The organism is Paraburkholderia guartelaensis, from assembly GCF_004353905.1.
Lineage (GTDB): Bacteria > Pseudomonadota > Gammaproteobacteria > Burkholderiales > Burkholderiaceae > Paraburkholderia > Paraburkholderia guartelaensis.
This window is the reverse complement of sequence record NZ_SMOD01000011.1, coordinates 103,076-126,101: the sequence shown is the minus strand read 5'-3', so window position 1 is coordinate 126,101 and position 23,026 is coordinate 103,076. Positions and strand designations below refer to the sequence as shown.

The 23,026-nt window shown below is 64.8% G+C and carries 21 protein-coding genes; 5 read left to right on the top strand and 16 right to left on the bottom strand.

All coding sequences use genetic code 11. The features are described from left to right. Nucleotides 1-64: 64 nt before the first annotated feature. The 5 genes from E1N52_RS16530 to E1N52_RS16510 all read right to left on the bottom strand — a co-directional run bounded on the left by E1N52_RS16530 (nt 65) and on the right by E1N52_RS16510 (nt 4,634). Nucleotides 65-808 carry an SDR family oxidoreductase gene (locus E1N52_RS16530; protein ID WP_133183827.1) on the bottom strand — a complete coding sequence of 248 codons (744 nt, stop codon included), beginning with the start codon at nt 806-808 and terminating at the stop codon, nt 65-67. 157 nt (nt 809-965) lie between these two features. Then, nucleotides 966-1,850 carry an amidohydrolase family protein gene (locus E1N52_RS16525; protein ID WP_133183826.1) on the bottom strand — a complete coding sequence of 295 codons (885 nt, stop codon included), beginning with the start codon at nt 1,848-1,850 and terminating at the stop codon, nt 966-968. Nucleotides 1,851-1,853: 3 nt separating this feature from the next. Further along, nucleotides 1,854-2,891 carry an aldo/keto reductase gene (locus E1N52_RS16520; RefSeq protein WP_133183825.1) on the bottom strand — a complete coding sequence of 346 codons (1,038 nt, stop codon included), beginning with the start codon at nt 2,889-2,891 and terminating at the stop codon, nt 1,854-1,856. A gap of 57 nt (nt 2,892-2,948) precedes the next feature. Next, nucleotides 2,949-4,262 carry a UxaA family hydrolase gene (locus tag E1N52_RS16515; RefSeq protein WP_133183824.1) on the bottom strand — a complete coding sequence of 438 codons (1,314 nt, stop codon included), beginning with the start codon at nt 4,260-4,262 and terminating at the stop codon, nt 2,949-2,951. 42 nt (nt 4,263-4,304) lie between these two features. After that, nucleotides 4,305-4,634 carry a UxaA family hydrolase gene (locus E1N52_RS16510; protein WP_133183823.1) on the bottom strand — a complete coding sequence of 110 codons (330 nt, stop codon included), beginning with the start codon at nt 4,632-4,634 and terminating at the stop codon, nt 4,305-4,307. Nucleotides 4,635-4,836: 202 nt separating this feature from the next. Between E1N52_RS16510 and E1N52_RS16505 the strand changes: the two genes are divergently transcribed. Both E1N52_RS16505 and E1N52_RS16500 read left to right on the top strand, forming a co-directional pair. Beyond that, complete coding sequence (locus E1N52_RS16505; protein ID WP_246089090.1) at nt 4,837-5,670, top strand: IclR family transcriptional regulator; 834 nt, start codon at nt 4,837-4,839, stop codon at nt 5,668-5,670. 201 nt (nt 5,671-5,871) lie between these two features. Next, entirely contained in the window at nt 5,872-6,417 is a 546-nt protein-coding gene (locus E1N52_RS16500) for a hypothetical protein (protein ID WP_133183822.1), read from the top strand. Nucleotides 6,418-6,435: 18 nt separating this feature from the next. Here the strand turns inward: E1N52_RS16500 and E1N52_RS16495 are convergent, their stop codons facing one another. From E1N52_RS16495 to E1N52_RS16480, 4 genes are all read right to left on the bottom strand, one after another. After that, on the bottom strand, nt 6,436-8,799 hold the full coding sequence (locus tag E1N52_RS16495; RefSeq protein ID WP_133183821.1) for a bifunctional acetate--CoA ligase family protein/GNAT family N-acetyltransferase: 2,364 nt from the start codon (nt 8,797-8,799) through the stop codon (nt 6,436-6,438). Between the two features lie 238 nt (nt 8,800-9,037). Continuing rightward, nucleotides 9,038-10,639, bottom strand: a complete 1,602-nt coding sequence (locus E1N52_RS16490) for a peptide chain release factor 3 (protein ID WP_133183820.1) — start codon at nt 10,637-10,639, stop codon at nt 9,038-9,040. 562 nt (nt 10,640-11,201) lie between these two features. Then, complete coding sequence (locus E1N52_RS16485; RefSeq protein WP_133183819.1) at nt 11,202-11,495, bottom strand: H-NS histone family protein; 294 nt, start codon at nt 11,493-11,495, stop codon at nt 11,202-11,204. Between the two features lie 105 nt (nt 11,496-11,600). Next, a complete protein-coding gene (locus tag E1N52_RS16480; RefSeq protein ID WP_042268171.1) occupies nt 11,601-11,828 on the bottom strand; it encodes a hypothetical protein in 228 nt (75 codons plus the stop codon). Nucleotides 11,829-12,211: 383 nt separating this feature from the next. Between E1N52_RS16480 and E1N52_RS16475 the strand changes: the two genes are divergently transcribed. Beyond that, nucleotides 12,212-13,459, top strand: a complete 1,248-nt coding sequence (locus E1N52_RS16475; protein WP_133183818.1) for a helix-turn-helix transcriptional regulator — start codon at nt 12,212-12,214, stop codon at nt 13,457-13,459. Nucleotides 13,460-13,475: 16 nt separating this feature from the next. On the opposite strand, the gene E1N52_RS16470 is transcribed toward E1N52_RS16475, so the two are convergent. Further along, the gene (locus E1N52_RS16470) at nt 13,476-13,757 is read right to left on the bottom strand and encodes a hypothetical protein (protein ID WP_133183817.1); all 282 of its coding nucleotides are present in this window, start codon (nt 13,755-13,757) and stop codon (nt 13,476-13,478) included. A 98-nt stretch (nt 13,758-13,855) separates the two neighbouring features. Continuing rightward, a complete protein-coding gene (locus E1N52_RS16465) occupies nt 13,856-14,476 on the bottom strand; it encodes a BON domain-containing protein (RefSeq protein ID WP_133183816.1) in 621 nt (206 codons plus the stop codon). 193 nt (nt 14,477-14,669) lie between these two features. Here E1N52_RS16465 and E1N52_RS16460 point away from each other — a divergent pair, with 193 nt between their 5' ends. Beyond that, nucleotides 14,670-16,070, top strand: a complete 1,401-nt coding sequence (locus E1N52_RS16460; protein WP_133183815.1) for a GntP family permease — start codon at nt 14,670-14,672, stop codon at nt 16,068-16,070. 127 nt (nt 16,071-16,197) lie between these two features. Here E1N52_RS16460 and E1N52_RS16455 read toward each other — a convergent pair whose 3' ends face one another. Beyond that, nucleotides 16,198-17,316 carry a M14 family metallopeptidase gene (locus E1N52_RS16455; RefSeq protein ID WP_205965621.1) on the bottom strand — a complete coding sequence of 373 codons (1,119 nt, stop codon included), beginning with the start codon at nt 17,314-17,316 and terminating at the stop codon, nt 16,198-16,200. 738 nt (nt 17,317-18,054) lie between these two features. Between E1N52_RS16455 and E1N52_RS16450 the strand changes: the two genes are divergently transcribed. Beyond that, complete coding sequence (locus tag E1N52_RS16450; protein ID WP_133183813.1) at nt 18,055-19,242, top strand: DUF2235 domain-containing protein; 1,188 nt, start codon at nt 18,055-18,057, stop codon at nt 19,240-19,242. A 39-nt stretch (nt 19,243-19,281) separates the two neighbouring features. Here the strand turns inward: E1N52_RS16450 and E1N52_RS16445 are convergent, their stop codons facing one another. Genes E1N52_RS16445 through E1N52_RS16430 form a run of 4 tightly spaced genes read right to left on the bottom strand, consistent with a single transcriptional unit; the run spans nt 19,282 to nt 23,026 of the window. Then, complete coding sequence (locus E1N52_RS16445) at nt 19,282-20,001, bottom strand: ABC transporter ATP-binding protein (protein WP_133183812.1); 720 nt, start codon at nt 19,999-20,001, stop codon at nt 19,282-19,284. Beyond that, complete coding sequence (locus tag E1N52_RS16440; RefSeq protein ID WP_133183811.1) at nt 20,001-20,768, bottom strand: ABC transporter ATP-binding protein; 768 nt, start codon at nt 20,766-20,768, stop codon at nt 20,001-20,003. Before E1N52_RS16440 ends, E1N52_RS16445 begins: the two co-directional genes overlap by 1 nt. Then, on the bottom strand, nt 20,765-22,039 hold the full coding sequence (locus E1N52_RS16435) for a branched-chain amino acid ABC transporter permease (RefSeq protein WP_246089096.1): 1,275 nt from the start codon (nt 22,037-22,039) through the stop codon (nt 20,765-20,767). The genes E1N52_RS16440 and E1N52_RS16435 overlap by 4 nt, the downstream gene beginning before the upstream one ends. Before the next feature lie 39 nt (nt 22,040-22,078). Beyond that, entirely contained in the window at nt 22,079-23,026 is a 948-nt protein-coding gene (locus tag E1N52_RS16430; RefSeq protein ID WP_133183809.1) for a branched-chain amino acid ABC transporter permease, read from the bottom strand.

The following is a 23,026-nucleotide window of genomic DNA, read 5'->3' as shown; positions in this document are numbered from 1 at the left end:
GTGTTCCTCGTGTGTCTGTGCGTTGCAGTCGGTCAGAATCGCCTTGGGCGAATGTTAGGGCTAACTAGTTAGACCATCCGCCGTCGATCACATGCGCCTGGCCCGTCGTGAATCCTGATTCATCGGAGGCGAGGTAGAGCGCGAGCGCCGCGATTTCCTCGGGCTTGCCCACGCGCCCCATCGGCTGGCGTGCGACGAACGCAGCGCGCGCCGCGTCCACGCTCGTGCCCTGTGCCGCCGCCTGCGCGGCGATGCGCTCCTCCAGCGACGGCGACGACACCGTGCCCGGGCAGATCGCGTTGCAGCGGACGCCGCGCGTCACGAAATCCGCGGCAACAGCCTTCGTCAACCCTATCACAGCGGCCTTCGAGGCGCCGTACACGAAGCGGTTGGGTACGCCCTTCACGCTCGACGCCGCCGACGACATGTTGATGATCGACCCGCCGCCCTTCGTCAGCATGGCCGGCAGGAAGGCGCGGATGGTCCGGTACATCGCCTTCGCGTTCAGATCGAACGCGAAGTCCCAGTCTTCTTCGCTCGCTTCCAGGATCGAGCCCGCGTGCACGAAGCCCGCGCAGTTGAACAGCACGTCGATCGCGCCCAGTTCCTGCGCGAGCGAGGTGATGGCCGCGCCGTCGAGCACGTCGAGCTTGCGCGCCTCGACCGGCAGCGCCGCGAGTGCATCGATGCGCAGGTCAGTAGCGATCACGCGTGCGCCTTCGCGCGCGAACAGTTCGGCGGCCGCGTAGCCAATGCCCTGGCCCGCCGCGGTGATCAAGGCCGTCTTGCCGGCCAGTCTTTGTACCATCTGCCACTCCGGTTGGAAGCGCGGCACGGCGATACCCCGTATTGCAGCAGGCGTCTCATGCCGCGATCGAGCGATGAAATCGCGGGAAGAAGTTGGGATGACGCAAACGGCCATTATGGCGACGCAGGCGCGCTTCGTGGCGTTCGGCGGACGTTTTCTAACCGGCTGGATGGCCCCCGAGCCCGGTTTCAAGCCGATAAAAAGCTGCAGCGTTGCCGCCGAATACGGCGGCGCGTTCGTCTGCGGACAGTGTCCTGGTGAGCTGTTGCGCGCTCGCATGCCAGCGTGCGTAGTCGCCATTGAGGTTCAGCACCGGCCAGTCGCTACCCCACATGAGACGTCGCGGTCCGAACGACGCGAGCATATGCGCGACCCACGGCGCCAGCGTGGCGTCGTCCCAGCCAGGCGCGGCTTCGGTCGCGAGCCCCGACAGCTTGCAGTGCACGTGCGCAAACTGCGCGAAGCGCGTGATGGCCTGCGCCCACGCGGTAAAACCGCTCTCGCCGCCCGCCGCGATTGGCGGCTTCGCGCCATGATCGATCACCACGCGCAGCGTCGGATGCCGCGCGAGGAAAGTCGCCAGCGCATTCGCATGACGTGTGAACACGAGCGCGTCGAAAGCGAGATCGTGCGCGATGAGCGCTTGCACGCCGCGCGCGGTATCGGCTTTTGCGATCCAGTCGTCGTCGGGCAGGTCCTGCAGCATGGGGCGCACGCCGCGCAGCTTCGGCTCGCGCGCGAGTTCGGCGATCAGCGTGGCGACGTGGGGGTCGTCCAGCGGCACCCAGCCCACCACGCCCGCAATCGAGGGCTCGTTGCGCGCAAGATCGAGCAGCCAGCGCGTTTCTTCGACAGTCGGCGCGGCCTGCACGACCACTGTGCGCGCCACGCCGCACGACGCGCGCAGCGGCGCGAGATCGGCGGGTCCGAACGCACGATAAAGCACGGTCATCGAAGGCGTGAGCCAGCCGTAATCGCCGCGCGCGGGGTCCCAATAATGCTGATGGGCGTCGATTCGTTCGATCGTAGAGATCGTAGTCATCGCTCAAGCCTGCGGAAGCGGCGCACGCGGATCGATGAGACCCTTGTCGCGCAGCGCGAGCCACAACCCGCGGGGCAAATTCGTCTCGAACGAGGCGACGTTCTCGCGCACCTCCTGCGGGCTGCGTGCGCCGTTGAGCACCGTCGCCACGGCCGGGTGCGCATAGGGAAACTGCAGTGCCGCCGCAGCGAGCGGCGCGTCGTAGGTCCGGCAGATCGTATCGAGGCGCGCCACGCGTTCGACCACTTCCTGGGGCGCATCGGCGTAGTTGAACTTGAGTTCGCCAAGCAACCCGTGCGCGAGAATGCCCGAATTGAACGCGCCGCCCAGCAGAATGCTCACCCCCTTCTTCTCGCACTCGGGCAGCAGGTCGTCGAGCGGCGCCTGTTCGAGCAGCGTATAGCGGCCCGCCAGCAGCGCGCAGTCGATGTCGAATTCCTCCATCGCCTCGCGTATCACCTCGCGCTCGTTGACGCCGAAGCCGATCGCCTTGATTACGCCCGCCTTGCGCAATTCGTCGAGCGCCTTGAAACCGCTGTCGCTCAGTTGCCGCCAGTAGTGCTCGTTACGCTCGCCGTGCGTGTAGCGGCCGATATCGTGCACGAGCAGGATATCGATATCGACGAGGCCAAGCCGCTGCTGGCTGTCCTCGAACGAACGCAGGATGCCGTCGCGCGTGTAGTCGAAGATCGCTTCGAATGGCAGCGGGTTTTGCCAGCCCTCGCTGCCGTCGTACGGGTGCGTGCGCGGCACGAAATGGCGACCCACTTTCGTCGAAATCACGTACTCGTTGCGCGGATAGCGCCGCAACGCCGCGCCCAGCCGGTGCTCGGCCTTGGTGTGGCCGTAGTGCGGCGCGGTATCGAAAAAGCGGATGCCGGCTTCCCACGCGGCGTCGACGGTGGCTTGCGCCTCTTCTTCGGACAAGTCGCGATACAGGCCCCCGAGCGGCGCGGTGCCCAGACCCAATGCGCTCACTTCGAGCGCAGTACGTCCGATACGGCGCCTGTGCGCCACCCTGGGATGCTGTTCTTGCGCCATGGCTCGTCACCTCCTGGAGATGGTTGTTCCCACAACGAAATCATCCGACTGCGCGATTCAGTTCGCGGCTTCGACAATCGGCACGCGCGCACTGGCGGGCAGGCATGCGGGGCCGACTGGCTCAAACGTCTTGTACGTGAGGATAAATTCCTGGTGCCCGAGCATTTCCGACTTCGAACGCTCGCCGCCCGCTACCGCCAGCGTGCGGTCGAACACCTCGCGCCCCACTTCGTCGAGCGTTGCGCGCCCTTCCAGAATGCGGCCCGCGTCCACGTCCATATCGCCGGCGAGGTTGCGGTAGGTCTGCGGGTTCGCGCACACCTTGATGACGGGCGCAAGCGCCGAGCCCACCACCGACCCGCGCCCCGTCGTGAACAGGATCACGTGCGCGCCACAGGCGATCAGCTCCGCGATTTCCGCATTGTCGCTGATATTCGGAAAGCCGAAGCGCGGTTCGCCATCGGGCACCACGTCGAGCAGATAGAGGCCGCCCGTGGGCGGCACGTCCCCCGGCTTCACGATGCCGACGATCGGCGAGGCACCGCTTTTCGCATACGCGCCGAGCGACTTCTCTTCCTGTGTGGTGAGGCCGCCGTCCGCGTTGCCGACGGCGAACGAACCGTGGCCGAGAATCGAGTAATAGCGCGCCGCCTTGGTCACGCACGCAACGATCTCCTCGCCCAGTTCGGGCCGGGCCGCCCGGCTCTTCATGTGGAATTCGCAGCCCACCAGCTCGCCGGTTTCCTCGAAAATGCACGCTGAACCGGCTGCGATCAGTTGATCGAAGGCGCGGCCCACAGCCGGGTTGGCGGTGATGCCGCTCGTGCCGTCCGAGCCGCCGCAAATCGTGCCGACCACGAGTTCATCGAGGCGCATCGGTACCTTCTGTTGCGCGGCAAGTTGCGCACGCGCGTCGCGCACCCAGTCGAGACCGTACTGGATCGTGCTGCGCGTGCCGCCCTTTTCCTGAATCGTCAGGACTTCTACTGGACGGCCGCTCGCGCGCACCTGCTCCACGAGATAGTGCTTGTTCATGCTCTCGCAGCCGAGCGAAACGAACAGCACCGCGCCCACGTTCGGATGCGTGGTGAGTTGCTTCATCATCTTCTCGGCGTAGCTGTTCGGGAAACAGCCCGGAAAACCGATCAGATGCACCGGCGGCGCTTTTGGCTGATGCAGCGCGTGCGGATCGTCGAAGGCGCCGAAGGGCTCGCGGAACTGCGCGACGATTTCCTGGGCCACGTGGTGTGCGCATTCCACGAGGTACGCCACCGCAACCACGTTGCGAATGCCCTTGCGGCCATCGCTGCGCAGCCAGCCTTCGAGCATGGGCGCTGCGGCTTCTGAAGTCGTAACGTTGCTATCGCTCATCACTTGAATCCTGCTCGCGGCGCGTGCCGCATCATCGGTGCGTTACTTGTGCGGCACGAACTCGTGCCCCGCGTCGTGCGTATAGGTCGGCAAGTAATCGCTTTCCAGGTTGTGCGTGTGCAGATGCTCACCACGCGCCACCGGCGCATTCGCGTGGCCGATGCGCGCGCCATAGCGCAGCACCTTCTCGTCTTTCGCGAGCGCGCGGCGCGCCACTTTGTGGCCAAGTTCGATCGTCTTCGCGAGCGTCACGCGCTCGCCTTCTATCTCCACCGTCTCGCCCGCCGCCAGACGCGCCGCCGCGATCAGGCAGTTGTCCTCAGGAGCGAGCAGGATGAGGCGGGCGTCGGTATGGGGGGCGTAGCCGTTCACAAATAATCTCCGCTTTTAGTCCTGCGCTCTTGTCGCCATCGAGCGAAATGCCGCCGCGCCCACGACCCGTTGCAACTGCCTCGTCCATACCCGACGACGCTGGCATTTATTCACCAGTGAACATATTATTCATATACGCATATCACAAGGTCAAGCGATGTGCAGTGCAGCATGGGCCCGTGATTTCCCTGGGGACGATCGAATGGAAAAGAACGCGAAAAAGAGCCAGATGGACAACGTGCCCGAAGAAACCGAAGAGAAAGACGACGCCGATCGCTATCGCGCGCCCGCGCTGGATAAGGGGCTCGACATCCTCGAACTGCTTGCGGAGCAGCGCGCCGGCCTCACACGCGCCGAGATCACGAAGGCGCTAGGGCGCAACGCGAGCGAGATCTACCGCATGCTCGAGCGGCTGGTGGCGCGCCAGTACGTCATCCGCTCGGAAGGCGGCGACCGCTATGCGCTGAGCCTGAAACTCTTCACGCTCGCACACCGTCACCCGCCCATGGAGCGCCTGATCTCGGAGGCGCTGCCGCTCATGCAGCGCTTTGCCAACGAAGCCGAGCAGTCCTGCCATCTCACCGTGTACGACCGCGGCAACCTGCTCGTGATCGCACAGGTGGACGGGCCGGGCACATGGGGCATTGCGGTACGGCTGGGTTCGCGCGTGGGTCTCGTCGATACGAGTTCGGGACGCACGCTGCTCGCCTGGCAAACGCCGGAGCAGCGCACGCACATGCTCGCGGAGCATACGAAGGTGAAGGGCGAGGTGGCGGTCGACCACGCCGCGCTGGAGGCCGCGTGCGAGCAGGTGCGCGAGGCGGGCTTCTCGCGCAAGGACAGTCAGCAGATTTTCGGCGTGACGGACGTGACGTTTCCGGTGCTCGGGCCCTCGGGTCAGGCGATCGCGGCGCTGACCTGCCCGTACCTCAAGCGCATCGACGACTACGTCGCGCCCTCGCTCGACGAGGCGACGCGCATGCTGAGCGCGACCGTGCAGACCTTGTCGATGTTTCGCGAGGACGGCGCGGCCTGAAGCTCAGTCGTGCTCGGTGGGGCTCAGTACGAACGCAGTTCGATGCCCCAGCGCTCTGCGTCGAACGTGACGATCCGCAGATTCTCGTGCATGGAGAGCCGGTCACGCAAAACGGTTAGAATGGCGGCCCTCTCAAAAAAACCTGTGCGCCGCGCGCTGCCGCAAAACGGCGGGCGAGCGGCTCACGCGCATTCGAAACCCATGGCGAAACTCCTGACCGATCAAGAATTCCAGCGCTTTTCCGAGCTTCAGCAGAAACAGGCGAGCTTCACGATCTCAACCGACGAAGCCGACGAGCTGCGCGACATCGTCGCGCGCGCGCAGAAAAAGCGCGACGACCGCGCCGACGCGATGAAGACCGTCGAAACCGCCATCGCGCAATTCGAGATCGCTCCCGAGGAGCTTTTCACGGCCGAGCAGATCGCCGAAGCCGCGCGCAATTTCGGCCTGATTCCGGCCACGCGCAAGGAGCGCGTGCTGCCGCCTTCGCTTACCTTCAACGGCAAGACGCACCAGTGGACGACGCGCGCGCTGCCCGATGAAATCCGCACGCCGCTGTTCGAGGCGTTCCAGGGCGGCCAGTCGGTCAAGGCGTTCATCGCCACGCCCAAGGACGCCGCGCGCTGCGCCGCGACCATCGCGCGGCTCGAGAAGGAAACCGGTGCGCAGTACGGCGAGACGTGGCTCGAAGAACTCGCACTCATGCGCGGCCAGATCGACGACGCGCTCGCAAAGCTGGCCGCTTAAGCGGCCAGGCACGCCGGCTCAGTCGAGCGGCATGCGAAAACCGACCACGCCCGGGTCTTCCGTGGGCGTGACGGTGAAGCCGCAGGCGCGCGCGAGGCCGATCATCGGCGCGTTCTCGCGTAGCGCCTCGCCGAGCAGCCAGTGCGTGCCGCGCGAGCGCACATATTCGATGATGCGCGACATCAGCAAGCGGCCAAGGCCGCCCCGCTTGAGAGTCGACAGAATCGCGACCGCGAACTCGGCGGTCTCGTTGTCCGGGTCGGCCACGGCGCGCACCACACCCAGCGTGCGCGGCTGGCCGTCTTCGCCGTGCACCACGGCAATGAGCGCCATCTCGCGGTCGTAGTCGATTTGCGTCATGCGCGCGAGCTGCGTGTGATCGAAGCTGCGCACCGCCGAGAAGAAGCGCAGGCGCAAGTCGTCGGGCGTCATCGACTCGACGAACATGCGGTGCATGTCCTCGTCTTCGGGACGGATCGGGCGGATCGTGAGGCGCTCGCCGTGCCAGTCGATGGTCTCTTCGAGCCGCCGCGGATACGGCATGATCGCGAAGCGGCTGCGCTTTTCCGCAAGCTGCAGGCTAGGCGCGACGACCACGACCGCCTCGGGCAGCACACGCAGCGTCAGTCGCAAGCCCACGATTTCGCGCACCTCGCATACGAACTGCGATAGCTCGGTGAGCGCGGCCAGTGTCGGCTCGGGCGCCGTATAGCGCGCATACGGCGAGTGCGCGACGATGTCGCGCGAGAGCACGGGGTTCAGCGGCGGCAGGCTGTACACGCGCAGCGGCGGCGAAAAATCGTCCGGCGAAGGCGCGGCGAACCGGAACACCGGCCCGAAGTTGTCGTCGTCGCGAAACTCGACCGACACGTCCACCACCGGCTTCACGCCCGGTTCATCCTGCGCCTGCATGGCGAGCCCGAACAAGGCCAGCAATCTGCCCGCCTCCTCCCCTTTCAGCTCCGTGCGCCCCGCCGCCAGCGCCGCGCGCGCTTCGCCCTGCGCGGCCTCGATCGCGGCCGGGCCCTGGGCGGGCATCGTCTCCGGCGTCTGCATCAATAGCTCGCGGCCCAGCCGGTAATCGACGAGACGCGCAAACGCGCGCGCCAGACGCCGCGGCGTGGTGTGCACCGGAATGCCGTGCGCGTGCAGTTCGTCGCGCGTAGCTTCGTCCACGCCGCCGAAGAAGCACGCGAGCATGCCGCGATACGCGAAACGCTGTTGCTCGATCAGCGTGCGCGCCACGGCGTCCACCGGCGCGCTGTGGGTCGGCGCGTGGACGACGAACGCCGTGCCGCTCGAGCGGTGCGTGGCGAGCGTTTGCAGCGCGAGGCCGAAGTGCTCGGGCTTCGCGGTGTCGCCGAGCACGAGCGGATTGCCGGCCTGCGCGTGCGGCAGCGCGGCCTGGACGGCCGCGAGCGCTTCGTCGTTCCAGCGCGCGAGCGTGTCGCCGGCTTTCATGAAGGCGTCGCGCGCAAGCGTGGCCACGCCGCGGTCGCTCGTGATGAGCGTGGCCGTGTCGCTCGCGGCCACGCGGCCCACGCCGAGCGTTTCGATTTCGTCGAGCAGGTCGTCGAGCGTGTCGACGCGCACGAGGCCCGCGCGCCGGAACGCCGCCGTGTAGAGCGCATCGCCCTTGTCGTCGCGGCCGCTGCGCAGCGCAAGCACGGGTTTGTTGCGCGCCGCCGCGCGCGCCGCCGACATGAACTTGCGCGCCGCACGGATCGTGTCCACTTCGAGCAGGATCGCGCGCGTGCTCGGGTCGCTCGCGAGGTAGTCGAGCACGTCGCCCACGTCGACGTCGGCTTCGTCGCCGAGCGCGATCACGTGCGAAAAGCCCAGCCCGCGCGGCGCAGCCCAGCGCAGCACCGCGTTGGTGAGCGCGTTGGACTGCGACACCCACGCCACGCCGCCCTTGCGCGCAATCGATGCTGCCGCGCCCAGCTGCGCGTTGAGCGCGGGCGTGAGCGCGCCGAGACTGCCGGGGCCGACGATACGCAGCAGGTGCGGGCGCGCCGCCGCCAGCGCATGGCGCAGGTCGGCCTGATCGGCCTCGTCGCTCACCTCGCCGACGATGATCGCCGCGCGCGTACCCATGCCGCCGAGGCGATGCACGAGCGCGGGCCACGTGGCGGGCCGCGTGCAGATGATGGCAACGCCGGGCGCCTCGGGCAGGTCGCCCGCGTCGGCGAGCACGGGCCGGCCGTCGAAGGCTTCGAAGTCGCCCGCATGGCGCGGATTGACGGCCCACAGCGGGCTTGTGAAGCCGCCGTCGATCAGCCGCCGCCACACCATGCTGCCGATGCTGCCGGGGCGCTGCGAAGCGCCGATCACGGCCACGGATTTCGGCTGGAACACTGCGTCGAGATTGCGTACGGTCACAGGCACTCCTCGTTGGTCTGGCGAGGCGCGCGCCCGCAGGCGGACGCCCGTTTGTCGTCTTTTACCGTTACGAGAAGAGGATAGGGCAAGCGCGCAGGCGCTGCGCGTTTTTCGCCCGGCGCATGTGAGCGCAGACGCGGCGGCATGGCGCCGCACGCCGCCCTGGGCGTGTGACACCACGATGCACGAGAAGGAACTTCGCGTGGTTTGTGAACACGGCGCGAGCGCGCCGTGCGTGTTACATCGACTTGCGGAACGGCGCGCCCGAATGCTCGCGCAGTTCGTTGAACACGATCTTCGGCCAGGCCTTTTGTGCGACTTCGATTTCGGAGACGTGCGAGGCGAGATACGTCGGCGCGTTCGAAGCGTCGTAGGCCATGCGCGCCTCGTACGAATCGGTGAAGCGGCGCAGCTCGGCGGGATCGTCGCAGGTCACCCAGCGCGAGAGACGATAGCGCGCGGGCATCAGGCGCACGGCAACCTTGTACTCGGCCGCGAGGCGGTGCGACACCACTTCGAACTGCAGCTGGCCGACGGCGCCCAGAATCGTCGCGCCGCCGTGGATCGGGCGGAACACCTGGATCGCGCCCTCTTCGCCAAGCTGCTTGAGCGCTTCGCCCAGTTGCTTCGCACGCATCGGATCGACCACTTCGATGGTCTGGAAGATTTCCGGCGCGAAGAACGGCAGACCCGTGAATTGCAGGTCTTCGCCTTCGGTGAGCGTGTCGCCGAGACTCAGCGTGCCGTGATTAGGAATACCGATGATGTCGCCAGGGTATGCCTCGGCCACGGTCTCACGGCGCTGCGACAGGAAGCTCACCACGTTGTTCGCACGGAAAGTCTTGTTGTTGCGCGTGACCTTCAACTGCATGCCGCGCTCGAAATGGCCCGAGCACACGCGGATAAACGCCACGCGGTCGCGGTGCGCGAGATCCATGTTGGCCTGCACCTTGAACACGACGCCCGTGAACTTGGGCTCGTCGGGCGAGACCGGACGCTGCACGGCCATACGCGGCGACGGCGGCGGCGCGAGATCGACCAGCGCGTCGAGAATTTCCTTCACGCCGAAGTTGTTGATCGCCGAGCCGAACAGCACCGGCGACTGCTCGCCCGCGAGGAAGGCGTCGCGATCGAAGGTGGGCGTCGCGCCCGTGATCAGTTCGACTTCTTCCTTGGTGCGCTTCCAGTGATAGCCGAAGCGCGCTTCGCCATCGGCTTCGCTGAGGTTCTGCAGCGTTTCCACCGCGCCGCCCAGCGACTCCTGGCCCGCGCGGAATACGCGCACCTGGTCGCGCTGGATGTCGTACACGCCCTGGAACTCCTTGCCCATGCCGATAGGCCAGGTGAACGGCACGGCGGCCACGCCCAGGTGCTGCTCGATTTCGTCGAGCAGGTCGAGCGGCTCGCGCACTTCGCGGTCGAGCTTGTTGATGAACGTGAGAATGGGCGTCTTGCGGCTGCGGCAGACTTCGAGCAGCTTGAGCGTTTGCGCTTCCACGCCGTTCGCGCCGTCGATCACCATCACGGCCGCATCGACCGCCGTCAGCACGCGGTACGTGTCTTCCGAGAAGTCCTCGTGGCCCGGCGTGTCGAGCAGATTGATGACAGCGTCGCCGTACTCGAACTGCATGACCGAGCTGGCGACCGAAATGCCGCGCTGCTTTTCGATCTCCATCCAGTCGGAGGTCGCGAAGCGGCCGCTCTTCTTGCCCTTCACGGTACCGGCGATCTGGATCGCGCCCGAAAACAGCAGCAGCTTTTCGGTGAGCGTGGTCTTGCCCGCGTCCGGGTGAGAAATGACCGCGAACGTGCGGCGGCGTCTGAGTTCGGCTACTGACATGGATAGGGCGGGTATCACAGATGAATTCGGGCAACCGGGCCGCGCGGCAGGGGTTGCGGCGAGCGCGGCGGCGCTTGCGGGCGCGTTTTCAAGCAACGCTTACGGCGCGTGCGGCGGCAGAGTGCGGACCGCTACGCCCGGCAAATAGCACGAGCGATCGGGAATGTCCCGGGGATGCCCGCGTAAAAAGCGAAAAGGCGCCGGGACCGAATGATACACGGCATTCGTCCCGCCGACTAAAGGTTTGATGGGGTTCGAACCGGTTGGACGCGCAGCTTGGCGCCGCATCGCCAAAGGTGAGCTTTTACAGGACCTCGGTGCGAGCGCCCCGTCGACACCCTCATGCACCCGGCGCGCTGGCGGGACGCCCCCTATTTTCGCGAAGATTTCCTTTCGCCACAGACGTCCACCCCCTCCACGAACGTCCCTGTCCTGCGCTTCGTGCATGCCGCTGCGCGCTGCGCAGTGCGTGAGGTGAGCTTTTTCGGGAGGCTTGAAGCGGTGCGGCCGTCACGTCGGGTGCTGTGCACCCTGGTGTAACGGCCGGGCGAGATTTGGCCCGTTATTCCTTGATGAGGAAGCGTTCGCGGTTCTTGCCCGCCAGCCAGCCCGGCGCGCGGCCACGGCCGCTCCAGGTCTCACCCGTTTTCGGGTTCACGTAGCGGGCCGGCAGCGCCTTCTTGCGCGCGGGGCCTGCGCGTCGGCTCGCGAAGCCCAGTTCTTCCGCGGTGATGTCGTACTCCGCGATTTTTTCCTTGATCTCGGCGATCGCCTGGTCAATTTCCTTTTCACGCGCCGCAGCCACTTCCTTGTGAAGCTTTTCCAGCTGGGCGGTCAGTTGCTTGTAGCTCGGCATGAAAACGCATCTCCAGTTCGGTCAAGAGAGTGCCATTGTGACCGGTTTGGAGCCCGAGCGACGATGAAGGCGCGCTTTTTTACAACGCTGCCGCAAACGTTGGCGTTAACGTTCGCGCTGTTGCAGCGATTCGTGTGACAGACGGCTTTCGAGCGCGCGCAGCGCTTCATTGAGCCGCTTCACGCGCTGTACCTGCGAAGGCACGAGGTTCTCGCTGGAAACGGACTCGAGCCGGCCGCGCCAATAAGAGAGCGGAATACGGTCGCGCCCTGAGAGCCGCCCGATGATGTGTTCGAGATGCTCAATGTCCTTTTCGAGTTGGTGATGATTCATCGCTGCCCCCGGTAATGACAAGTTTTATCGAGCGCGCGCAAAAAGCATGCACTCACTTTCGTCGCATCGCCGCTTTTCCGCATGCCGCGGATAATCGGTCAGTTTGGTAATCGCGCCGACTGACCGTGCTAAATGCACGCCGCGGCGGATTTACAGCTTTTGTTCGTACTGTCAGACAGAATAAGGCCAGCGCGCCCGGCTATCCGTTGGATACCGCACGGAAGTTCAATGGCCGCTCGTCCACGCTGACGGTTGTATCCGCATCCATATCGGAAGGCAGATTAACGGGGGCTATTGCGTCTGTATATTCCTCAATTGTGGAACGCTATGCGGAGCGCATTTTGCTGCCGATAGTCTTTCACAATACGAACAACGAGAATGGCGTGAGAACAAACGAATCACAATACGACCGCCTGCTGCACGTTATTTACGACACACTCGATAATCCTTGCGCCTGGAAGGATTTTTGCGCGCAATTGCGCGAGGCGACTGGGGTGGCGTCGATTCATCTGTTTGCCTTTGACCGGCAGCGCGATCATTTTTCCTGGAGCGATGGTTTCGCGCTGGCCGGCGCGGAACCGCTGGAGCGCATTCGGCCGCTCTACCGCGACGATGCGCGCCTTGCATGGCTGCGTGCTTACCCGCCACGCAAGTGGCTGCATTGCGGCATCGAGCTTGACTGCGCGGACGGCGACTGCGCAGCCGGGTTCGAACTCTGCCCGCTCGAGGAAGGCCATCGCTGCGTGGCGCTGTGCAAGCTGATCGAACAGAACGGGCTCGCCGTCATGCTTGCGTGCAGCGCGGGCGCCGAGCCCGGGCCGCTCCGGAGTGAGCACCGCGAACTGCTCGAGCGGCTCACGCCGCACCTCGTGCGCGCGGTGCGCCATTACGTCCGCCGCATGGCCTTGAACGCCGACACGCTTGCAAACCGCTCACGTCCGCCAGCCATGCTCGTGAGCGCGCAGGGCGAGGTGCTCCATAGCAATGAGCCCGCGCAGCGGCTCCTGAAGGCGACTTCGCTCGTGCGGGTGCGCGGACGGCGGATCACGCTCGCATCGCCCCATCACGCGCGCCTGCTCGAGGACATCGCCGTGAGCGAAGCGCGCCTGCGTAGCCGCGCGAGCGGTGCGCGGGCGGCGGCGGCGCGCTTTCGCGCGTTGCGTATCGTAGGCGCTGTCGACGGTACGGTCGCGCCGGATACGCCCAACGCCGCCGCAACGGACCCGCACGGCCAAACCCATACCGGGCACGGCCGTGCACAGGCCTCGGCAAGCCAGCAGGAGGTGCTCTACGCGTTCTACAACGTGGTGACGGCCGACGATTCCTCGGCCTCGGAATTGCGCGCCTTCGCGGCGCTGACCTTCTATCACCCGCGTTCCGCGCCGCTCGTCGACGAGCGGGTGCTCGCCACGGCCTTCGATCTCTCGCCGGCCGAATGCCGCATTGCGCTGCTGCTCGCGGAAGGTCTCACGCAAAAGGAAATCGCCGCGCACGTCGGCGTGCAGCACGACACCGTGCGCAAACAATTGCAATCGATCTTTCAGAAGACGGCGACGCGCCGCCAGCCCGACCTGCTGCGCCTTTTGCTGAATCTGCCGGCGCGCGGACCGAGCGCCGCCGCCGAGGGCTGAGCGGCGCGCGAAAGGCTTATTGGGCCTTGCGGCAGGCGAACACGAGCGTGTAGTTGCCGCTTTCGGTCGACGTCGCGACGGTGTCGTAACCTGCGCCGGCGCAACGGGCACGCGCCTGCTGCGCGCAAGAATCGCGATCGCCCGAGGCCGGGCATTGCACCTGGACCGTCGGACGGCCGTCCGACAGGAACAGCGGCGGCCCGCTGCTGCACGCAGCCAGCGCTGCGATCATGGTCAACGCGCACGCCGCGAACGGCAGTCTGCGCAAACGGAACAACGACGAACCAGGACGAGTCATTTGGAGCACCCCAACGGGCTTCTAGTTTTTCGACGTTGCGATTGTGCCATGCCGCGAGCCATGTGCGATGCATCGCCGCTAGCGCCACCTGCGCGTGTTCAGGGGGCAGTCGAAAGCGTCTTGTACGGCAGCGGGCCTTGCGGGTGCGAACTCACGCGTACGAAGACCTGCTCGACATCGGGAATCGCGGAAAGCCGGCGCTCGAGCGCCGCGCTGTCGAAGCCTGGACCCGCGCAGCCTTCCGCGTAGACGAAACGGCGCTGCACCGTGATCCAGATGCTCGTGCCCGCAAACAGGGCATCGCCTTGCAGTTGCTGACGAATCGCCGCTGCAATGTCCGCATCGTAGAGATATGAGTTCGGCTTCGAGCACTTGTGCGCGAGCCAGCAGGTCGTGCCGCGCTCCACGCGATAGTGGGCGTCGTCGTCGGCTTCGGCTTTCGTCATCAGCGGGCCGAGCGGTAGCGGGCAGGCGCTGATCGCGTTCGACAGCGCGAAGAACGGGTCGTTGTACCAGTTCTTGCGCTGGGTGTCCGGCGGGTTCGTCGTGTTCTCGGCCTTTGAGGCGGGCGCGGAAGCGCCGGCTTGCGATTGCGCGAACGCTGGGCCCGCCCAAATGCCCGCGAAAGCGCCCACGCAAGCAAGCGCCGATGCTAGCCGCGCTGTCTGCGCCGCCCGCACGCGCCACGCACCTGGCCCGCCCTTACCGATTGCACTCATTGACTGGCACCTCTCCGGCTCGCTCTTCTGCGCAACGATAGGACCGCGCGGCCACGCTCGCAATAACGGGATAGATCCTTTCGTTACAATCGCTGCGACGCATCACGCTCTCGTCGCAGGAAAAGACGCATCTAAAGTCATCACACACGCAGCAAGCTGAATCGCGCAATACGATCGATCCGCAGGAGACTCCATGTCGTTTGTTATCGTTCTGGCCGCCCTCGCGTTCCTCATGCTTGCCGCGTACCGCGGCTACAGCGTGATTCTCTTCGCGCCCATCGCCGCGCTCGCCGCGGTCCTCCTCACCGAACCCGCCGCTGTCGCGCCCGTCTTTTCAGGCATCTTCATGGAGAAGATGGTGGGCTTCGTGAAGCTCTACTTTCCCGTGTTCCTGCTCGGCGCAGTATTTGGCAAGGTGATCGAACTATCGGGATTTTCCGAAGCGATCGTGCACGCCGCCATCCGCTACATCGGCCGCTCGCGCGCCAACGCCGTGATCGTGGCCGTGTGCGCGCTGCTCACATACGGCGGCGTTTCGCTCTTCGTGGTGGTGTTCGCCGTCTACCCGTTCGCAGCCGAACTGTATCGCCAGAGCGATATTCCGAAGCGCCTCATGCCGGGCGCCATCGCGCTCGGCGCCTTTTCGTTCACGATGGATTCGCTGCCCGGCACGCCGCAGATCCAGAACATCATTCCCACCACGTTCTTCAAGACCACCGCGTGGGCCGCGCCTGCGCTCGGCGTGATCGGTTCGCTCTTCATCATCGTGGTGGGCCTCTCGTACCTCGAATGGCGCCGCCGCAGCGCGATGTCGAAAGGCGAAGGCTACGGCACCTCGCTCGTGAACGAGCCGGAACATGTGAAAACCGAGCACCTGCCCAACCCGCTGCTCGCCGTCGCGCCGCTCGTGCTGGTGGGCGTGGCGAACTTCCTGCTCACGCACTGGATTCCGATCTGGTACGGCGACACCGTGACCGTGCCGCCCGAAGTGCTGCCCGGCATTCATACGCCGGTCACGGCCACCGTCAAGCAAGTCGTGGCGATCTGGGCGGTTCAGGGCGCGCTGCTCGCGGGTATCGTGCTCGTGATCGTCACGGCGTTCGGCCGCGTGAAAGACCGCTTCGCGAACGGCACGAAGGCGGCCGTGGCCGGGGCGCTGCTGGCTTCGATGAATACCGCCTCGGAATACGGCTTCGGCGGTGTGATTGCGGCGCTGCCCGGATTCATCGTCGTGAGCGATGCGCTCAAGAGCATTCCGAATCCACTCGTGAACGCCGCCATTTCGGTGAGCGCGCTCGCGGGTATCACGGGGTCGGCATCGGGCGGCATGAGCATCGCGCTCGCGGCCATGTCGGATCTCTTCATCAAAAACGCGCAGGCAGCGCATATTCCGATGGAAGTGCTGCACCGCGTGGTGGCCATGGCGAGCGGCGGCATGGACACGCTGCCGCACAACGGCGCAGTCATTACGCTGCTCGCGGTCACGGGGCTCACGCACCGCGAGTCGTATCGGGACATTTTTGCGGTGACGGTGATCAAGACGTTGGCCGTCTTCTTCGTGATCGCTGTGTACTATACGACGGGCATTGTTTGACGTGGGGTGCTCGGAGCGGCGCTAGTGAAACAACTTGAGTTTTTCTTTCTCAGGAAACTCAAGTTGCAGCGTGGCCATATCAACTGAAACAAGGGCGGCAAATCCGTGCCGCCCTGCCCGACCCGATTCATTCAGAAAAGTCCTCCGGAATCTCCTTTGCCGCGCTCTGATAAAGAATCATCACGAGAGGAATTCTGGGCTCTGCCGTGGCGTCGGTTCGTCGTGCCGTCACCTCGCCCGCGACTTCGGTCGTATACTCCGCGACCACTTCGCCAAAGGTATTGCGCTGGATTGCCACTTTCTGGCCCGCCTTGACCTTGTCATTCAGCTTGACCAGCAGTTCGACGAATCCACCGTGCGTCGACATGACTGTGTGGCCGCTGTTGCCGACGAAGGTCCCGACGTCTCGCCCAGTGCGCCCCATCGAACCCGATACGATGTTGTAGCGCTTCAGCACGTTCATCGCGCCCTCGACGAACGACGGAATCATGTCGAAATCGAAAACACGCGCGGAACCGATCTCGGGCGTGATGGCGGGAATCCCCACGTTGATGAATGCATTGGCAAGCAGCGTGGGATAGGCGGGGTTGTCGAAGATCTGCTTGATCGGAAAAAGCTCCGCCATGGCTCGCGCCTCCGGCAATTCCATTCTGGCCAGATTGAAGGACGTCACATCCAGGCCGGTCGTGCCCGTATGAAAATCGAGTGCGTAGTCGGTGTTCGGCCTCAACAGCCGGTTGAACAGCAGTCCCGCATGCCGGCTCGGCGCGCTGGCGCCATTCTCGTTGCCCGGCCATTCGCGGTTGATGTCGATGAGGCCGATACCAAGTGCGGAATTGGGCCATCTGCGCTCCATGGCTTCGAGCGCGGGGCGCGATACGTCGAGAACGGCCAGCACGGTGCCTGACATCTGCGCGGGATCGAGCTGGCTTATCACGCCGTGGATGGTATGCACGGGGCTCATTTCGTCGCCATGCACCCCGCTGATCAGCGCGACGCGCTTGCCCGGCTTCGCACCGTGGACAACGATCACCGACACATACCAGTTCTGCCCCGTCGGCATTTGCACGCCCTCAAAGTAGAACTTGTATGTCTTGCCGCGCTCGAGGTCGCCGACGTCGAGCGCGCTGATGACTTTCTTTCCCTGGATCACATCGCCGGTATAAACCGTCCCCGTCCCTTGCGGGCCCCCGGCGGTCGGCGCATTGGCGCCTTGGGCATTTGCGGCCTCGCTTTGCGCGACCAATGCGGATGTTGCGCCGACCAGCGCAACGGCCTTCTTCATGAAGTCGCGACGAGCGACGACATCTTCCGATTCGTCTTGCATGATAGCGAGGTCCTGACGGTGTGAGGGAGATCAGTCAACGGCACCTCACGGGTTACCGGTTACCGCGAATGGCATTGCTTTTCCTGCCAGCATCGAATGCAACCACACTGGCCGTGGGCGCCGTACATTCGCTGGAGAGGACGACGCCAAATGCCGGCTACGCTGGAGGCTGCCAGGCACGCCGTGGGGACTCGTGCCGCCGCCGAGTACGCAGACTGTCGGTCAGTTCAGAACATCTGTTAACGTCTACATTCGTTTCCGACCAGTTAATTCGACCAGGCATCCTGCTCAGCCTTTCGAAGCTCGCGGCCAAAACCGCGCCCCCCGCCTTTCGCACGTCTCCGAGGGCGCATCGACATGCATTCTCCCCCGAAGCGCGAAAGCTTGCTTCCCCACGCGAACGCGCCTTCAGAGCGGTTCGGCTGACCCGCCGGGGCCCCTGCGGCCCACTTCCGCATACCGCCCCTGTCATACGTGCGCCTTCGTACATTCCTGACCTCGCAATCCGGAACGCAGAAGCTATATTTGTAGACCTGATGTTCGGCACGCGCACCGCACGCGATACCGCATCGGCTGAGTTAGCGCACCCGGACAATACTCAGGATAGCGAACAAACGTTCCGTAGATAGCGACTGGATTGCGTGTGAGGAGCCTGCGATGTCCAAAACCATAGTCTTTTGCGCAGACGGCACGTGGAACGGCCCCGAAGATCCGGCAGGAAAAGGCGATGGCGTCCCGCCTGACGCCGCGGCAGGGTGCCAGCCGGGACTGACCAACGTATGCAAGCTTTTCGCGTGGCTCGACGGAAACATGCTGCCCGAAGGAAACGACTGGGGCGGCGTCGAGATGGAAAAGGCGCTTGCAGACGCAAACGGCACCCCCATACAAATCGCGAAATACATTCACGGGGTCGGCAATTCCCAGCAACTGGTCGATAAAGTCGCCGGTGGTGCGTTTGGCGTCGGTGTCGTCGCCCGCATCGCGCGCGGCTATACGTATATTTCGCGTAACTTCGAGCCGGGCGACAGCATCGTGATCGTCGGCTTCAGCCGCGGAGCGTACACCGCGCGAGCCCTTGCGGGACTGATTGCGGGACAGGGTCTGCTTCGGCCAGAGCTCGCCGCCATCGACGATCAGAATCGTTACGACACCGCGGTGGCGGCGTGGTATCGATGGAGACATGGCCACGATACGACGTTCCAGAAGATCGCAGACGGCGTGATGGAGTTCTTGACGATCCATACCGCCTTCTCCAATCCAGAACCTTTGGACGCCGACTCATTCGTCGACGCAAAGATCGCCGCTGTGGCCGTTTGGGATACGGTGGGTTCGCTCGGCATTCCCATCTACTATCAGGGTTCCGCCATCGACTTGTTCCGGTTTTGCGATCTGAATCTCAGCCCGGACATTGGCTTGGGCGTGCACGCGGTCTCGCTCGACGAGCAACGCAGACCGTTCGAACCGACCTTGTGGAATCCCAACCCGAACGTGACGCAAGCGCTCTTTCCCGGCGGTCATTGCGATGTCGGCGGCGGCTATCCCGATCACGGCCTTTCCGACGGCCCCCTCCTCTGGGTCGCGGACAGGTTGCAGCATACCGACGTGGGATTGAAGTTCGCGCTTCATCCGCCCGTGGACGTCCAATCCGACCCATTGGGGCCGCGACATCGCGAATGGGTAGAGGACCGTGCCTGGCTGGCCGCCGGAGTGGGACCGCGCGCCTTTCCGGCAGACATGGTCGTCAACGACAACATACGGCAGCGTATGAACGGTCAACCTGAAGATCTTTTTGGGGCCAACGGCCAGCAGCCCATTTACTCACCAGGTAACTTGCCCGCACGCTAAGCGGAATGGCCTCCGCAGACCGAACGCTCGAAGCGCGCCCTACACTTCGAGCCATTCCTGGCGGACGCGCGCATCGGCCTTCAACTGCTGCGGCGTCCCCTCGAACACGATCTGGCCGTGCCCCATGACGTACACGCGCTGCGAGATATCGAGCGCAATGGCCTGCTTCTGCTCGACCAGCAGCACCGAAATGCCGCGCGCCTTCAGCGTCTTCAGGTACTCGCCCACCTGCGCGACGACGAGCGGCGCGAGCCCTTCGGTCGGCTCGTCGATGATGATGAGGTCGGGGTCGCCCATGAGCGTGCGGCACAGCGTCAGCATCTGCTGCTCGCCGCCGGACAGCAGGCCCGCAGGCGTCTCCTCGCGCTCCTTCAGGCGCGGGAATATCCGGTACATGTCGTCGAACTGCCAGCGCGGCTTCTGGCGTGAGCGGTTGCGCTTTTCGCCGAGCATCAGGTTCTGCCGCACGGTGAGCGTCGGGAAGATATCGCGGTTCTCCGGCACGTAGCCGATGCCCCGGTGCGCAACCTCGAACGTGCGCAGCCCGCGCACTTCCTCGCCGCGCAGCAGAATCTGCCCCTCGCACCGCACGAGCCCCATGATGGCTTTGGCGAGCGTCGAGCGGCCCACGCCGTTGCGCCCGAGCAAGGCGACGATCTCGCCCTCGCCCACCTGCATTTCGACGCCGTGCAGGATATGGCTCTTGCCGTAGTACGCATGCAGGTCGCGCACCTGGAGCATGGAATTCGCGGTCGCCATCAATGTGCCCCTGCGGGTTCGTCCAGCGTGGTGCCCAGATAGGCTTCCTTCACGCGGCGGTTGTTACGGATGGCTTGTGGCGTGTCGGTGGCGATCACTTCGCCGTACACGAGCACCGAAATGCGGTCGGCGAGGCCGAAGACGACACTCATGTCATGCTCGACCATCACCAGCGTCTTGCCGACGGTGACCCGGCGAATCAGCTCCACCGCGTGATCCGACTCCGAGCGGCTCATGCCCGCCGTGGGTTCGTCGAGCAGAATCACCTCGGCGCCGCCCGCAATCGTGATGCCGATTTCGAGCGCGCGCTGCTCGGCGTAAGTCAGCAGCCCGGCAAGCGTGTCGTGCCGGCCCTGCAGGCCGATCAGCTCGAGCACTTCTTCGGCGCGCTCGCGCGCGTCGCGCAATTGCTCGAGCCGATGCCAGAACGAATACCGGTAGCCAAGCGACCACAACACGGAGCAGCGCAAATTCTCGAACACCGAGAGGCGATGAAAAATGTTCGTCACCTGAAAGCTGCGCGAGAGCCCCATGCGGTTGATCTTGTATGGCGGCAGCCCGCCGATATCGACGCCGTTGAGTTTGACCGTGCCTGAACTCGGCGCCATGCGCCCCGAAATGAGGTTGAACGTGGTCGACTTGCCCGCGCCGTTGGGACCGATCAACGCGTGACGCTCGCCCTGCCCGATAGTCAGGTCGACACCGCGAATGATCTCCGTGCGCCCGAAATTCTTGCGCACTTCACGCAACTCCAGCGCGGCCGTCATACGTTGCCCCCTGCGATTTCCCGTTGCACGCCATCCCACGCGTCGCGCACCCGCGCGGCCGCGAGGCGTCCCGCTTGCGCACCGAGCGCCCACAGCACTGCGGCGACGGCCCAGGGCTTCCACGACGCGGCATCGAAGTTCAGGCCGAAGAACGCCATGGCCGTGCCGTTGTCGCTATCGATCTGCACCTTGTAGACGAGTTCGACCGTCAGCACGAGCGCACCGAGCAAAATCAGCGCGCCGCCCAGCGCCGCCGCATAGGACGGCAGCATGCGGTGCAGCTTGCGCGCCGCGATGAGCGGGACCTGCTTCATCAGCAGGCTCGACACGCCGCCCGGCACGTACATCACCACCAGCACGAAGAAGAGGCCGAGGTACAGCAACCAAGCCGGCGTGAGATTGGACAACGCGACCGCAAACAGCACGAACAGGATAGAGCCGATGATCGGCCCGAAGAAGAACGCCCCGCCGCCGATGAACGTCGCGAGCAGCACGCCACCGGACTGCGCGGCGCCGACGTTTTCCGCCGTCACGATCTCGAAGTCGATCACCGAGAGGCCGCCCGCGATGCCGGCGAAAAACGCCGAAAGGACCATCACGAAAAAGCGCACGCGCTGCGTGTTGTACCCGACGAACTCCGCACGCTCGGGATTGTCGCGCACGGCATTGGCGATGCGGCCGAGCGGTGTCTGCGTCCATGCGTACATGGCGATCATCGACACGAGACACCACACCGCGATCAGGTAGTACACCTGGATCGCCGGGCCGTACGTGATGCCGAGCACCGCATGGCCGACCGTGCGATTGGTCGGCACGCCGCCTTCGCCGCCGAAAAACCCGGGAAACATGAGCGAACTCGCCGCCACCATTTCGCCGATGCCGAGCGTGATCATCGCGAAGGTGGTGCCCGACTTGCGCGTGGTCACGTAGCCGAACAGCACGCCGAACAGCATGCCGCCGAGGCCGCCGACCAGCGGCAACAGCGAAACGGGCAACGGGAAATGGTTCGCGCCGATCTGGTTGAGCACATGCGCCGCGACGAACGCGCCGAGCCCCGAGTACACCGCGTGCCCGAACGAGAGCATGCCGGTCTGACCGAGCAGCATGTTGTACGAGAGCGCGAAGATGATCATGATGCCCATCTGCGAAAGCAATGCGATCGCAAAGCCGCTGGAAAACACGAGCGGCAGCACGAGCATCACGAGCACCGTGGCGCCCCAGATGATCCAGCGCAGCGAATTGGCGGACTGCAGCCATCCGTTGCGTTGCATGGCCGAACCGGCATTGGCCTGAATGAGCGGTTTCATCGTTCAGCCCTCCCGCTTGCCGAGCAACCCGCGCGGTCGCAGGATCATCATGAGCACCATGAGCAGATAAGGCAGAATCGGCGCGACCTGCGAGACCGGCATGCGCAACAGCGACGAGAGCGCCGTGCTGTCGGTCACCGTCACGCCGACGAGTGAGAACAGATCGGAGAGCGAGGCGTCGATCGTGACGGCGAACGTCTGCATGACGCCGATCAGCAGCGACGCGATGAACGCGCCCGGCAGCGAGCCCATGCCGCCCACCACGGCGATCACGAAAACGATAGTGCCCACCGACTCGGCCATCGAAGGCGACGTGACGAACGCATTGCCGCCGATCACGCCGGCAAGGCCCGCCAGCGCGGCGCCGCCGCCGAACACGAGCATGAACACGCGCTGCACGTTATGCCCGAGCGCCTCGACCATCTCCGGATGCGTGAGCGACGCCTGAATGACGAGGCCGATGCGCGTGCGCGTCAGCACCAGATACAGCGCCGCGAGCATGGCGATCGAGATGAGCATCATGAAGGCGCGATACTTCGGAAACTCCGACGTGTACACCTTGAACAGCGCCCCGTTCAGTTCAGGCGGAATGGCGTACGGCACCGCGGCCAGACCCCAGACGAGCTTGACGCCCTCCACGATCAGATACGAAAGGCCGAAAGTGAACAGCAGTTCCGCCACGTGCCCATACTTGTGTACGGTACGCAAGCCGAAACGCTCGACGAGCGCGCCGACACACGCCACGAGCACCGGCGCCGCCACGAGCGCCGGCCAGAAACCGATCTTGCTGGCAATGGTGTAGGCGAAGTAGGCCCCGAGCATGTAGAAACTGGCGTGCGCGAAGTTGAGCACGCCCATCATGCTAAAGATCAAGGTGAGGCCCGAGGAAAGCATGAACAGCAGCAGCCCGTAGCCGATGCCGTTCAACAGAGAGATGGTCAGGAATTCCAC